The organism is Pseudoalteromonas aliena, assembly GCF_038155085.1.
GTDB lineage: Bacteria > Pseudomonadota > Gammaproteobacteria > Enterobacterales > Alteromonadaceae > Pseudoalteromonas > Pseudoalteromonas aliena_A.
Map to the genome: position 1 here is coordinate 159,884 of NZ_JBAKAU010000004.1, position 14,685 is coordinate 174,568.

Genomic DNA, 14,685 nt, shown 5'->3' on the forward strand with positions numbered 1-14,685 from the left:
AAAAACAATTAAAAACAAAAACTTAAAATTAATAAAAATAATAATAAATCATTTAATAGAACAACTTACAAACTATAGGTAATTTTTATAGAGCAATGCATAAGTAACCTGAGCCTAGTTGCAAGGCGCAGATCAGGTTAAAAAATAATACATTGCTCTATTGCCTCGTTATTTAAGCCCTTGCCTGCGCCATAATAAGTAAACGGCAGGAATAACAACCAAAGTAAGGGCAATTGCGCTAATCATGCCACCAACCATAGGCGCTGCAATTCGGCTCATTACTTCGCTGCCAGTACCTGTACCATAAAGCACTGGTAGCAAGCCAATAATAATAGTCGCTACCGTCATCATTACTGGGCGCACCCGCAGCCCTGCGCCTTCAATAATTGCTTGTTGTAACTGTATTAAACTAAGCGGCTCACCTATTTGCTCAGCTTCTAAGGATTTTTCTTGATAGGCCTGATTTAAATACACCAACATAATTACGCCTATTTCAACGGCAACACCGGCTAAGGCAATAAAGCCTACGCCTACTGCTACTGAAAAATTAAATCCTTCTAAATACATTAACCATATGCCACCAATCATCGCCAGTGGCAACGTAGCCATAATAATAGTCACTTCAGCAAAGCTTCTAAAATTAAGGTAAAGCAATACAATAATAATCGCTAAAGTAAGTGGTAATACGTAAGTAAGTTTGTCTTTGGCTCGCTGCATATATTCGTATTGCCCAGCCCATGTAATAGAATAACCAGCAGGCAATACCAAGTGCTTATTTAATACTTGCTGAGCATTTTGTACGTAAGTGCCAATATCAACACCGTCAATATCAATAAGCGCCCAACCATTTACACGTGCATTTTCACTTTTTATTCCGGGCGGACCATTTTCAATAAATACATCGGCTACATCAGCAAGAGCTATGCGCTGCCCAGAAGGCGTAACTATAGGAAGTAACATGAGCTCTTCTGGTGAGTCTCTGTATGCTTGCGGATAACGTAAATTTACCGGGTAGCGCTCTTGCCCCTCTATTGTTTGTGTTACGTTCATTCCGCCAATAGCCGTTGCAACGACTTGCTGTACATCGCTAATATTTAAACTATAGCGAGCGGCTTTTTCTCGGTTTATGTCTACTTTAATGTAGCGTCCACCTGCTACTCGCTCAGAGTAAACCGATGCAGTGCCTGGCACGTCTTTTAGTAACACTTCTATTTGTTGACCTATTTTTTGAATTTCACTCAACTTTGGCCCAGCCACTTTAATGCCTACCGGGGTTTTAATACCCGTTGCAAGCATATCAATACGCGTTTTAATTGGCATAACCCACGCATTTGTTAGCCCGGGAAATTTAACCAAGCTATCAAGCTCTTTTTTAAGTTTTTCAAGAGTCATTCCCTCGCGCCACTCACCTTTTGGCTTTAATTGAATGAAGGTTTCAATCATCGTGAGCGGCGCTGGGTCGGTCGCGGTTTCGGCGCGGCCCACTTTCCCAAATACCGATTTAACCTCTGGCACCGTGGCAATTAGCTTATCGGTTTGCTGCAAAATTTCACGTGCTTTGCCTATCGATAAACCAGGGTAAGTAGTGGGCATATACATTAAATCCCCCTCATCAAGCGGGGGTATAAATTCACTTCCCATTTTATCTAGCGGATAAAAACCTATAACAGCAACCACGCAGGCTAGTAGCAAAGTTACTTTAGGAAACTTAAGTACTTTATTTAATAGCGGCTTATACGCCATAACTAATAAACGGTTTACTGGATTCTTTTTCTCCTTAAGCACCTTTCCACGTATAAAGTAGCCCATTAAAACTGGCACAAGTGTAATTGCAAGCCCCGCAGAGGCAGCCATTGCATAGGTTTTTGTGTAAGCCAAAGGTGCAAACATACGCCCTTCTTGCGCTTCTAAAATAAATACCGGCATAAAGCTTACGGTTATAATAAGTAAACTAAAAAACAACGCTGGGCCTACTTCACTAGCCGCTTTAACAACTATCTCCCAGCGATTTTCGTTGGTTAATGGCGTTTTTTCCATATGCTTATGCATATTTTCAATCATGACTATCGCGCCGTCGGTCATTGCACCTATTGCAATGGCAATGCCCCCTAACGACATTATATTGGCGTTAATCCCTTGCCAATACATAATAATAAACGCAGTTAAAATACCTAGTGGCAGGGTAATAATAGCCACTAAAGATGAGCGCACATGAAACAAAAACACCACACACACTAATGCAACTACAATCAGCTCTTCAATTAATTTACTGGTTAGGTTATCAATTGCGTTATTTATTAAGTTAGAACGATCGTACACAGGAACTATTTCAACGCCCTCTGGTAATCCTTTTTTGAGTGATGCTAATTTTGCTTTTACCAATTCAATTGTTTTTTGTGCATTTTCGCCATAACGCATAATAACTATGCCGCCAGTTACTTCGCCTTCTCCATTTAACTCGGCTATACCGCGGCGCATTTGCGGCCCTAACCGTATGTCGGCTACATCTCGCAATTGCAGCGCAGTACCATTAGCATTTACACCAAGAGGAATAGCCTCTAAATCGGCTACACTTTTTATATAGCCGGTGCTTGTTACCATGTATTCAGCTTCTGCCATTTCTACCACAGAGGCGCCCATTTCTTGATTGCCTTGCTTTATAGCCGTTTGAATTAGGCTTAGCGGAATACCATATGCGCGTAACTTATCGGGCTCTACATTTACTTGATATTGCTTAACCATGCCACCTACGGCTGCAACTTCTGACACCCCCGGCACGGTTTGTAATTCAAACTTTAAAAACCAATCTTGCAAGCTTCTTAATTGGCTAATGTCATGCTTATTTGTTTTATCAACCAGTGCATATAAGTAAATCCAACCAACACCCGTTGCATCGGGGCCAAGCTCTGCATTAGCCGTTTCAGGAAGGCGTTTTGCTACTTGACTTAAGTATTCTTGCACGCGGCTTCGCGCCCAATACAAATCGGTTTTTTCATCAAAAATAACGTAAACATATGAGTCGCCAAAAAACGAAAAGCCTCTCACTGTTTGCGCCCCTGGCACAGAAAGCATTGCCGAAGTCAGCGGGAATGTAACTTGGTCTTGCACAACTTGAGGGGCTTGCCCAGGATACGAGGTTTTAATAATCACCTGCACATCAGATAAATCAGGCAGCGCATCTACAGGAGTATTTTTTACTACATATAACCCTCCCCCCATGAGTATTAATGTAAGCAACAACACAAAAAAGCGATTGCTAACAGACCAGCGAATAATGGCAGTTATCATAATGGCTCCTAGTGAGAACTGTGTTGCATAGTAGAGTGGCTATTTGGCTTTGCGATTTTTACCTCTGTAATCACAAATTCATCGTTAATAATGCTAAACGTAAAATTAATATACTGAGGATGTTTAAGCAGGCTGATATCTACCTCTGGCGATAGTATAAAATCCATAGTGGCAGGCTCTCGATTCCATTTTGGTATGGCCTCACGGCTAATATTAATGACACGATTTTGTAAGTTTATTGTATTAATAGTACCGTTAACTGTGGCTGTTTGTGGCTGCATAGTTGCCTTCATATCCATGTTCATACCCGAGTGTGAACTAGAGTCTAAATTAGGCATGTCCATTCGCTTAAAGTCAGAGCTTTTACTCGACTCAGAATCAATTAAAAACTGCGCCGAGGTAACAACCGTATCGCCCTCTAAAACGCCTGATAAAATAACCGCTTCGGTACTATTAATATGCCCAACATCTACTTGCACCGATTTAAATCTCCCCTCTCCCTTTGCGATAACAACTCGGTTTTGATGCTGAGTGCGAATAACCGCTTCTTTTGGTACAGTGAGGTGAGCTTCACTCGCACTTGAATGAATGCTTACTTGTGCAAACATATTAGGTTTTAAACGGTGATCTTTATTATTAAATCTGAGCCTTACACGCAAGGTACGGTTTTTAGCGTCAAGCGCGGGGTAAATATAATCGACTTTGCCTTGCCACCTTTCTCCCTTTAAATAATCAAGGGTCATAGTAACGGGTATGCCAACACTTACTTGCGCCGCTTGTCGCTCAAATACCTCCGCCTCTACCCACACTTCATCTAACTGAGCAATACTCATCATTGATGTACCTGGTTTTACAAAAAAACCTTCCCGTACATTTAGCTCATCAACCACGCCACTTTCACGGGCGTAAAATGTAATGTTTTGCATTACTTTTTTATTATTTTGAAGACGCTGTATAAACCCATCAGACACATTTAATGATTCTAAACGTGCTTTTGCCGCCCTTATTAGCACCTTATTATTACGATTTACTGCTAGTAAAAACTCTTCTTGAGCGTTCACCAACTGAGGGGAATATAAGGTATACAAAGGCTCACCCGCTTTAACTTGTGCGCCTTGTGCTTTTACAAATAAAGTTTCTAACCACCCTTCTACTCGTGGATGAATATGAATTAACTGATCTTGGTTGTACTGTACATATCCCACGGTATTAATATCGCTTTGCAGAGTTTTTAGCTGTACCTTACTGGTTCTTACGCCCAAGTTATTAACCACCTCTGGAGAAATAGTTACGGTACCTGGGCTATTGTTAGCATCATCTTTATAAACAGGTACTAAATCCATCCCCATAGGCGAAAGCCCCGGTTCATCGCGTTTATAATTACTATCCATTGGCGCAACCCAATAAAGCGGCTCTTTTGAGGCATGTTGCTGCTCACCTGCTGCTGAGCTATCTATTAAAAACTGCTGTGTTATCGCCAAAACACCCGCCCCCACAACGCCCGCTATAAGGAGTTTTAAATTAATATTCATTGGTTTCTCCTACTTGCTCAGCCATTACTTGGGTATCTAAACTACTTGCATAGTAATTAAGTCGGGCAGTAATAATTTGCTGGTCGACGGTAATATTTAAGGCATCTATTTTGGCGTTTAGCTCACTAATACGCGCACGCATTACCTCAGAAAAATCACCATCATCGCGGGTATATGCATTTAGTGTAGCTTGGGCTTGCTCTGCTACTTGTGGTAATAATGTGTTTTTATAAAGCTGCTCACGTTTTTTTAGCCGTGCTAACTGGCTGTACTCTTTAAAATACATCCCTTTTAGCTTTTGAAGAGCAACCAACTTTTGTGTTTTAAATGCCTCTGCAGTTGCAATAGCGGCTTTAACTTGCTGATCTTGTCTATTATCGGTAAATAGTGGCAAGTCGATACTCAACCCTATTGAGAGTAGATCTGCTCGCGATTCTCCCACAGGCGTATCATCTCGATATCCATAACCCACATTAACACCCACTTGAGGCTTGTAACTTTGCTTGGCAAGGGTAACTTCGGTTTGTTTAGCTGTGACTGTTTTTTCTATAGCAACAATTGCCGGATGAGCTATTAAAAGCGGTATTAACTGGTTAAATTCTAACTGTGAAAAGTCAATTAAGGGGGTTGTTTTAATAAAGTCACTATTAAGCGGCTGCATTAACATATCCATAGGTAGCCACTGTGCAAGGCGACTTTTAGCACTTTCAAATTGCTGCTCAAGCGTAATAAGCTTATCCTCAAGGCGGGTAAGCTCTAATTGTGCTCGAATAATGTTTTGCTGACGGGTTTTACCTAAGGTACTTGCGTAACTTGCCTCTGTTATTTCTATTAGCTGAGAAAACAAACCTTTGTCTTGCTCAATTAGGTCAATACTGCGTTGTGCCCTGTAAGCATTTAGCCATGACTCAATTACAATTGCTTTAACCTGAGCAAGCCTATCGGCGCGTTGCCAAGGATACTGCTGCGCTAATTGAGTTAACGCTTTTGTTTGTAAGGATCGGCTATTACCACGACTAAATGTTTGGCTTAAATCTACTTTTAGCTGCGTCATCCCTTCTTGATCAAACGCATATCCATTCGTGGGTAAATTTAATAACCCAACGGTTAAAACGGGATCGGGTAGGCTGCCCGCAGCAATACCTTTTGACACAGTGGCCGCTTGCATTTCGCTGCTAGCTTTTAGCCATGGCTCGTTTGTAAGTGCATAATTTAACGCCTGCGCTAAGCTAAGCGTTTGGACTGAACGGGGTGAATTTTGTGTTTGAAAATCAAAGGTACTTTGCGCTTTAGCTACCGTACTTAAAAACACAGTACTACATAATATTATTTTAAAGTTTATAACGAGGTTCATTACCTACTCCGGCCAAAATAAAGAAAACAAAAGTCTTATTTCAAGGCAGAAAAGGTGATTAGCAGCTGTTGAAGCTTAAAGATCTAAATTTTAAATACACCTATCCTGCAATTAAGCAAACATAGGAGGTCGGTAAAGTGAGCGAGGTATAGTAATTTGTGTGGATGGGACGCTTAAGTTAACCTTCTCAGACTCAAGCAAGGTAATGCTAAATAAACTTTCTACGTTAAGCATTGAGTTTGTAGCGCAGCCGTTTATGGGGCATTTGCATTCATTTTTAGATGTGTTTTCGTTGTCACAACAATCCATTGCTGCCATGTTATGAGACATATTCTCATGCATTTTAAAATCACTTTGCGACATATCCATTTTACTGTGCGCGAATGTTTTAGATCTGTCATGCGGCATTTCACACACCATAGCTACAGACGCAGCAGCTTGACCCACAAAAGTGAGTAACAAGGTGATGATAAGTAAGCTTAAATGAAAACGCTGCAATGTAGTGCCTTTAAAATAAATGTCGGTGTAATTATATGGCAACTCAGTTATTGCCACAAATTTTTAAGTCGTTATTTAGAAACTGTAATTGGTGTTTTTATTAAGTTACTCGCTAAAATTGCAAAAATACAATATGCGCAAAAATACCAAAAACCTTCGCCAAATTGAGCATTCATAATAAGTAACTCACCACTTTGCCCGTGTGCGTTTCCAGCAAGGTAGGTTACTATTAATGCAATAACAAATACATCAACCATACTCCATTTACTCAGTGCACATATAACCAAACCAAGTTTTTGCTTAACACCTCCCACAGGTATACAACAATAAAGCAGCTGCATAAGTAGCTTTAAGCTAGGAATAACAATAGAAAATAACGCCACCAAAGCAGCTACAAATAAGTTGTTGTTATTGGCCAGCTCTTTAACCGTGCCTAAAATACTTTGTGTTTTGCTGTAAGCGCTTATTTCGCCTTCTAACTTATCAAGCCCTAACATGTTCGAGAACATCATTAACATACTTCGGGTACGCCCATCACCTTCTTCGGCAAGCATTTCAATACCCGCTTGCGCTAGTTTTGATTTATCAATATTACCTTCAATGCTTAACACTGGTTTTGTAATACCAGGAAAAAGTAAACCTAGTGCAATTACTACACTTATAACCGATAACCAATTACGCATATTTATTCTGCAATAGCGTCTAAAATCTCATCACTATAAAGCATTGCATCTAAAGTGAAACTATAAACATCCTCTATTACTAACTCAGAGTCCATTTTAGATACTACAAATTTTACTTCGCTATAGTCTTTTTGCTCAATAAGCTTAACTAACTTGAGGCATTCACCTAAGCTACCTCTTAAAGAAATAAGAGCATCTGTAATAATTGAGTCGAAAGTGAACTCCTTAATTATTACGCTCAACTCTGTGTCTAAAATAGCATCGAGTACTGAAAATAATCCGACTAAATAACCTTGCTGACTTAAACTTTTATCTACCTTCGTTAATATTAGCGCCATTGATTGTGCACGCACTAGTGCAAGCTTTGTTAATTCGGAAGGCTTTTCAAGCCCTAGCTCACTAAGCGCTAACACGCGGACAAATTGCCTAATTGTATCTTCACCTAAATAAACCACGGCTTGAGGAATAGAAGTTATGTGTAAATTAGCATTACCAATGCGAATATTAGCCAGCTTTAAAATTCTCGCCGTAATCGCTACATCTTTAGCTACACGTTGATGTACCTCTTCAAAGCAAAGATGCTCTTTAGCTGTACAACGTAAAAGCTCAAACACTGTAACTTTAGAAGGTTCAACACCACTGTAAACAACCATTTCGGGGCGAGCAAAAAAGTATCCTTGAAAGTAATCACACCCTGAACCTTCGAGAATCTTAAATTGTTCATAAGTCTCTATTCGTTCAACAATAATTTTTATATTAGGAAACTCGCACTTCAACTCTTTAATATGCGCATTCGTTTTTTCGACAGGATCATCAATTTCAAGCTTCACATAGGTCATAAGCTCTAATAAAGGGCGCCATTTTGGATCGCCATCATAATCATCTAAAGCAAATACATAGCCATCCTTTTTTAAGTATTTAACTCTCTCAGCAATCAAACTAATATTGCTTGCCCGCTCAACTATCTCAATTACTGTATCGGACGGGTTGAGCAGCTTCGGAAAATCATTAAGTAAAGCATCCGTAGATAAATTAATAAAAGCACGTTGCTTAGCTGTCAACTTTTCAAAGCCTACAAGCATTAAGGTATTAAAAAAAAGCCGACTAGTTGCCTGCTCATCTGAAGTATTTATAGGGAATGCGTTCTCTTCAGAGTCTCGGTAAAGTAATTCATATGCAAAAAGCTTTTTTTTGACATCAAGAATAGGTTGCCTAGCTACGTGATGCTTTAATAACTTATTTTCTAGAACTTCGCTCGATAATTTCAATGATACAACCTCTTTAAATGCATTTAAAAATTTGGAACCATTTTAGGTAAAATCGGTAGACTATAATTTATACATGCATAACTATAGTATGTAACTCTACGTATACACATACTAGAACAAATTTAAATTATGTGTATACCCACACAAAATCAAGGGACTAATAGCACCAGAGCATTATAATGGGGTATAATAGCAGCAAATGTTAACTCGACTAGAACTAGAAAGAGCCCCCATGAGTATTGAAAAAGCCCTGATTGAACGTAGTAATAATCAATGTGAACTGTGTGCAGCAACTGAAAACTTATCTGTTTATGAAGTACCACCTGTAACTGAAACCCACTCAGATAAATGTATTTACACGTGTCAAACATGTAAAGATCAAATCGAGAATAACAGCGAAATAACGCCTACACATTGGCATTGTTTAAACGATAGCATGTGGAGCCAAACGCCTGCAGTACAAGTTGTGGCTTACAGAATGCTTTCGCGTTTAGCACCGGATAATGGCTGGGCACAAGACGCACTAGACATGATTTACCTTGAAGAAGACACGCTAACGTGGGCTAAAAAAGTACTTGCTGAAGATGACGATTTAAAGCATGTAGATAGCAACGGTGTAGTACTGCAAGCAGGAGATACCGTTACTCTAATTAAAGATTTAGACGTTAAAGGCAGTAGCCTTACCGCCAAACGTGGAACAGCGGTTCGAAATATTGGCCTAACCAGCAACCCTGAACATATTGAAGGGCGAGTTGACGGCCAGCGCATTGTGATTTTAACGAAGTTTGTTAAAAAATAATCGTTTTTAATTATAAAAGGCGCTAATGCGCCTTTTTTTATGTTTAAAATAAGTTAAGGAATGATTAAGTCACTAGGTAATACACTAGGAGATAATATTGAGTAAGGATAACAAACATGGAAAAGCATCAAGCATTACATTCACGTAAAAAAGTACTTACAGGACTTAGTTTATTTGCGCTGAGCGCTTTTGCTATAACCGGTTGTGATCAACAAACTAAGTCGACTGAAAATATAGAGCAAGCAAAAGCAATATCTACTCTAACTGCCCAAGTTAGCTACAAAGATCGCAGTATGCTTCGCCCTGGTTCACAGTTAATAGTTACGCTTTCGAATGTATCTAAAATGGATGTAAAAGCCGATATAATAGCCCAAGAAGTAATTGATATTACCCAAGCCCCACCATTTACTGTAGAACTAATCTATGATGACAGCAAAGTTAATGATAAACACCGCTATAACCTAAGCGCCAGAATCATAAATAAAGACAAAGTACTTTACACAAGCACAACAAATAACGACCCATTTACCGAATCACAGCTAACTGGCCCTTATAAAGTTGAGCTTTCAAAAGTATCCCTTGAAAAGCCAGACGTAACGCTTACAAATACGTACTGGAAAGCAATAACAATAAATGCTCAAACTGTAAATGTTACAACTAAAGAGCCGTTTATTCAGTTCGACAAAGACTACCGTGTTAATGGCTTTTTAGGCTGCAATAACTTTAGCGGAAGTTATAGCACCAATCAGCAAACAATTACACTTAGTCAATTAGCGAGTACAAAAAAGATGTGTTCGGAGAATATGGACCAAGAGGCAGCTATGTCTAACGTACTTAACAATACTTCAAAGTGGGAAATTACAGGCGAGTCACTAAAACTTAAAAGCAACAGCGGTAGTACGCTTGCTACTTTTAACGCAGTTTATGTTAATTAATATTTAGTCCCTTAGATATAAGTGTTACCTAACACATTCGCATTTGCTTCAAATAAAATGCCCTGCGAAACTAGGGCATTTTATCATTCATTATAAGCGCTATTTAAAGCTACTCATCAACGAGTTGTTCACTTCTGTAAAAACCACTTGGCTCACTTAACAAACTAACAAGCTCAGGCATTATTGCATCCATTGTTTGCTTTAACTTCCATGGAGGGTTAATTACAATCATGCCCGATGCTGTCATCCCGTGTACGTCAGTATCCGCTTCGGTGCCTAATTCAAATAACTGAATGTTGCGCATCCCGGAATTAATTAAGCTCTGCTCCATATTATCAATGCGTTCTCTGTCTACTACCGGATACCAAATCATATAAGTACCTGTAGCAAAACGCTGATGAGCTTTAACTAAGGTTTTTACAACCGTTTCGTAGTCATCCTTAATTTCGTATGGTGGGTCAATTAACACACACGCTCTGCGAGATGCTGGTGGTAATAATCCCACTAAACCGGTAAAACCATCTTCTCCGCGCACACGAATAGAGCGCTTACCTTGCATATTTTCTTCAAGTAATAATAAATCGCGCGGATGCAACTCAAAAAACCAACCCTTATCTTGGCGGCGCAAATAATGTTCTGCAATTTTTGGTGAACCTGGATAAAACGTAAGTTCATCAGTGTCGTTAAATCTCTTAATTAATTCAATGTATTCATTAAGCGCTGGATGTTCACTTTTATGTTGCCACAATTTTTCGATGCCATTTTGATACTCTTGTGTTTTTTGCGCATCTGCGGCCGCCAACTCAAAAAAGCCAGCTCCCGAATGCGTATCTATATAATCAAGCGGTTTATCTTTAATTGTCTGATAGCCTAATACCTGTGCTAACACCAAGTGTTTAAGCACATCGGCAGGGTTACCGGCATGAAATGAGTGTCTGTAACTAAGCATTATTTATTTTTCGCCATACGCAATTTAATAGTGCAAGTGAACCACAAGCCCTATGCTTTGGCAACTTACACCGAGTTTAAGTGAACCATCTCTGAATGAAAAAGCTCATATAATGAATTATCCCTTAACACAGAAGAAAAATCAGCTAAAACCACCGTAAATACTGGCAAATCAACACACTTTGCTTTACATTTGCATGACATTAATTACAGTTATATGAGCGCCTTTATGAATAACACTACTCTCCAACAACTCGAACAGCTGATCGATTCTTTAATCGAACGTAATAACCAATTACAAACAGATGTTATTAACTTAAAAGAGCAAAATGCAAAACTTGCTGATGACAACGAGTTACTACAACTCGAGGCTTTAGAAAACGAAGAAAAACAAAAAGATACCAGCACCACTTTATCAGGTCTTCTTGATAAGTTGCAAAGTGCACAACAGGGTAGCTAATGTCTGAGCTGCAAAACCAGCGGGTCACTGTTGAATTGCTAGGAAAAAAGCAGCAATTCGCTTGCCCCGAAGGGCAAGAAGATGCGCTAATAGCAGCAGCTAAAAATCTAAATGACTTAGTAGAGCAAATGAAGCAACGCTCAACCGTTAGAAACGATCAAAAAGCTCTATTAATGGCAGCATTAAACTTGAGCCACGAATTGCTAGAAGCAAAAACACAGGCCACTGCTGAACAACAGTATCAAGACAAACTGATTGATAAACTCAGTCAGCATTTAGTAAATGATCATAAAAAATAAAAAGCGCAATATGCGCTTTTTATTTTTTATTCAGTAATTAAACATCAGCATAGAGATAGTAAATGAAGTTAAACATTTCAAACATAACCTATTCTACATGTAAGTACTTACTTTTAATGTGCACTTTACTATCGGTAAAAAATACCTATGCGGCCGTCACTTGGGACACAATTAACCCTAATATTCAGTTCTTAAAACAACAAGAGCAACTTCGCTTTTATGACTCTAACCAAATCTTAATCAAAGGCGATAAATGCGCTTTGCTCGTCGATACTAGCGCCAACTTTGCCGCGGTTGAACAACTTGCCGAAGATTTAAAAAAGCGCCTCAAAACACCTTTATGCTATTTAGTTGCCACTCATTATCATGACGACCACTTATTAGGCATGGCTGTTATGCAAAGTTTTTATCCTGATGCTAAGCTAATTGTTCATCAACAGGTAAATATTAATTTCAACCGTTACCAAAAAGAATATAGTGACAAACTAGATACCTATGAAAAAAGCATTGAGCTGAGCTATCAGCGATTAGCTAACCTTCCTACAGATGAAAAAATTAAGTGGCGTGGCAAGTTAGAGCTTGCAAAAAAGCGACTTTTTCGCTGGCGAGAGTATCAACTCAGCAAACCGAAAATAACAATAGATAATCGTGAAACCATTGATCTAGGTAATTTCGAGATAGTTATTGAACCGCACCAGGCCCATACCAATGGCGATCTAACTATTATGGCGAATAATGGCAGCGTGCTTATTGGTGGTGATATAGTTGACTGGCTACCCTATCCTGGACACGGCGAACTCAAAAGCTGGCAAGCTCTACTTAAACAATATATTAATGATGAGAAAATCACTGTTATTTTACCAGGCCACGGCAGAACATTAACAAAAGAGCAGCTGAAACAGCCACTCTCATTTTTAACAGCCCTAACAGAGCACGTTGAAAACAATAAAGATCAAAGTGTTGAGCAATTAATGCTCTCTTTTCCTGAGTCAGTTATTGAACCTTATAAACAGGAAGAGCTTAATGCAAAATCAAGCAACTTTTTTTTGCAAGCAGGCCTTAATCGCGCAAAAAGCACCGAATAACTCAACACAACGGATTGTGTTAAAATAGTAAAAGGAATTTACAAAAGTGATCACTATGCGAAATTTGGTTTTATGCTGTTTGGGTATTTTTTTGTTTGGCTGTAAAAGTACAAAGCCTGCACTTCAAGAAATTCCACAAATTTTCACTCATTTTGAGCCAAAATATAAGCAGCAGAACTTAATATCACAAACAACAAATGATGCTGAGCCAACTATACCAAGTACTCCCTCATTAGCGGCTGAAAAAAAGCACCTCTTAAAAACAAACGATTTATGGGAGCATATATCAAATAACCTAAACTTTAAGACAAATCAAGGCCATGCATTAAAAAAACGTATTAATTGGTATTTAAAGCAACCAAATTATCTACGCACAGTTAGTAAGCGTGCAGCTCCTTATTTGTATCACATAGTAAAAAAGATAGAGCAAAAGCAATTACCAATGGATCTTGTTTTACTACCTTTTGTCGAAAGTGACTTCAGGCCAACTATCGAATCATCACAAAAAGCTGTTGGTGTATGGCAACTTGTTGGTGCTACTGCACATCATTTTGGCATTAAATCAGATAAATGGTACGACGGCCGCCAAGACGTACTTGCTTCAACCGATGCAGCACTTGATTACTTAAGTTACTTACATAAACGCTTTGATGGTAATTGGCTACATGCTTTGGCCGCTTATAACAGTGGTGAGGGTCGTGTTAAACGTGCAATTGAAAAAAATAAAAAACGCAATAAAAGCACCGATTACTGGTCGCTCAGCCTGCCAAAAGAAACCGCTGACTACGTACCGAAGTTACTTGCTTTAAGCTATTTAGTTAAACACCCACAAAAAGGAATTAAGCGCCCAAAGCTTGCATATAAGCCATTTACAACACAGATGAACATTGGGCAGCAGTTCGACTTTTCAGTGATTGCTAAACTCTCTGGTATAGGTTCAAAGCAGTTACATGCTATTAATCAGGGGTATTTAAAAAATCAAAGCTCACCTAACGGGCCACATACTTTATTGCTACCTATAGGGCAAGAAGCATTATTAAAAAGTCAGTTCTTCAAATCAAACTTTGCTGGAGAGTACATAGTTAAACAAAACGATACGCTTTACAGTATCGCTAGGCGTTTTAGTATGTCAGTAAAAGCTTTAAAACAACTTAATAATAAAAATAGCAATTTAATAGGCGTTGGGGAAAAGTTATTAATCGGACAACCTAAAACTCTACCAAGTACATTAACTGTTGATTACAAAATAAGTCCTTATCTTGAACCACAAGAAGTCGTAATACCTACTATTGAGATAGATTACGAAATAAAACAAGGGGATACTCTTTGGAGTATTAGTCAATTATATGATTTACCATACAGCGACTTGGCAAAATGGAACAAACTCTCTGCATCAAGCATTTTAAAGCCTGGTACTCAATTAGTACTATTTATACCACAGGCTGAAAAGCAAAAAGCAGCACCAATAAAAAAGAATTTACTACTAGATTTACAAAAAACACTAAATCAGCCACGTTAAGTTTATAAACGTATATA

Annotated in this window: 13 protein-coding genes; 6 read left to right on the top strand and 7 right to left on the bottom strand. The window is 38.8% G+C overall.

All coding sequences use genetic code 11. The features are described from left to right. Positions 1–168: 168 nt before the first annotated feature. The 6 genes from V6260_RS06390 to V6260_RS06415 form a co-directional block, all read right to left on the bottom strand. Positions 169–3,288, bottom strand: a complete 3,120-nt coding sequence (locus V6260_RS06390; RefSeq protein WP_341593203.1) for an efflux RND transporter permease subunit — start codon at positions 3,286–3,288, stop codon at positions 169–171. Between the two features lie 8 nt (positions 3,289–3,296). Then, positions 3,297–4,820: an efflux RND transporter periplasmic adaptor subunit gene (locus V6260_RS06395; protein ID WP_341593204.1), complete on the bottom strand. Its 1,524-nt coding sequence runs from the start codon at positions 4,818–4,820 to the stop codon at positions 3,297–3,299. Continuing rightward, a complete protein-coding gene (locus tag V6260_RS06400) occupies positions 4,810–6,174 on the bottom strand; it encodes a TolC family protein (protein ID WP_341593205.1) in 1,365 nt (454 codons plus the stop codon). Before V6260_RS06400 ends, V6260_RS06395 begins: the two co-directional genes overlap by 11 nt. Positions 6,175–6,285: 111 nt before the next feature. Continuing rightward, the gene (locus tag V6260_RS06405) at positions 6,286–6,729 is read right to left on the bottom strand and encodes a hypothetical protein (protein ID WP_341593206.1); all 444 of its coding nucleotides are present in this window, start codon (positions 6,727–6,729) and stop codon (positions 6,286–6,288) included. 14 nt (positions 6,730–6,743) lie between these two features. Next, on the bottom strand, positions 6,744–7,355 hold the full coding sequence (locus tag V6260_RS06410; protein WP_341593207.1) for a paraquat-inducible protein A: 612 nt from the start codon (positions 7,353–7,355) through the stop codon (positions 6,744–6,746). A gap of 2 nt (positions 7,356–7,357) precedes the next feature. Further along, positions 7,358–8,623 (bottom strand): EAL and HDOD domain-containing protein, encoded by a 1,266-nt coding sequence (locus V6260_RS06415; RefSeq protein ID WP_341593208.1) that lies wholly within the window; start codon positions 8,621–8,623, stop codon positions 7,358–7,360. A 232-nt stretch (positions 8,624–8,855) separates the two neighbouring features. Here V6260_RS06415 and V6260_RS06420 point away from each other — a divergent pair, with 232 nt between their 5' ends. Both V6260_RS06420 and V6260_RS06425 read left to right on the top strand, forming a co-directional pair. Next, positions 8,856–9,422, top strand: a complete 567-nt coding sequence (locus tag V6260_RS06420; RefSeq protein ID WP_341593209.1) for a PhnA domain-containing protein — start codon at positions 8,856–8,858, stop codon at positions 9,420–9,422. A 116-nt stretch (positions 9,423–9,538) separates the two neighbouring features. Further along, positions 9,539–10,357, top strand: coding sequence for an META domain-containing protein (locus V6260_RS06425; protein ID WP_341593210.1), 819 nt, complete (start codon positions 9,539–9,541; stop codon positions 10,355–10,357). A gap of 109 nt (positions 10,358–10,466) precedes the next feature. Here the strand turns inward: V6260_RS06425 and V6260_RS06430 are convergent, their stop codons facing one another. Continuing rightward, on the bottom strand, positions 10,467–11,306 hold the full coding sequence (locus V6260_RS06430; protein WP_341593211.1) for a 23S rRNA (adenine(2030)-N(6))-methyltransferase RlmJ: 840 nt from the start codon (positions 11,304–11,306) through the stop codon (positions 10,467–10,469). Between the two features lie 228 nt (positions 11,307–11,534). On the opposite strand from V6260_RS06430, the gene V6260_RS06435 reads away from it, so the two are divergent. From V6260_RS06435 to V6260_RS06450, 4 genes are all read left to right on the top strand, one after another. After that, a complete protein-coding gene (locus V6260_RS06435; RefSeq protein WP_341593212.1) occupies positions 11,535–11,765 on the top strand; it encodes a cell division protein ZapB in 231 nt (76 codons plus the stop codon). Continuing rightward, the gene (locus V6260_RS06440) at positions 11,765–12,064 is read left to right on the top strand and encodes a cell division protein ZapA (protein WP_341593213.1); all 300 of its coding nucleotides are present in this window, start codon (positions 11,765–11,767) and stop codon (positions 12,062–12,064) included. Before V6260_RS06435 ends, V6260_RS06440 begins: the two co-directional genes overlap by 1 nt. 62 nt (positions 12,065–12,126) lie before the next feature. Beyond that, positions 12,127–13,149, top strand: a complete 1,023-nt coding sequence (locus V6260_RS06445) for an MBL fold metallo-hydrolase (protein WP_341593214.1) — start codon at positions 12,127–12,129, stop codon at positions 13,147–13,149. A 55-nt stretch (positions 13,150–13,204) separates the two neighbouring features. Then, the gene (locus V6260_RS06450) at positions 13,205–14,668 is read left to right on the top strand and encodes a LysM peptidoglycan-binding domain-containing protein (RefSeq protein ID WP_341593215.1); all 1,464 of its coding nucleotides are present in this window, start codon (positions 13,205–13,207) and stop codon (positions 14,666–14,668) included. Positions 14,669–14,685 lie beyond the last annotated feature (17 nt).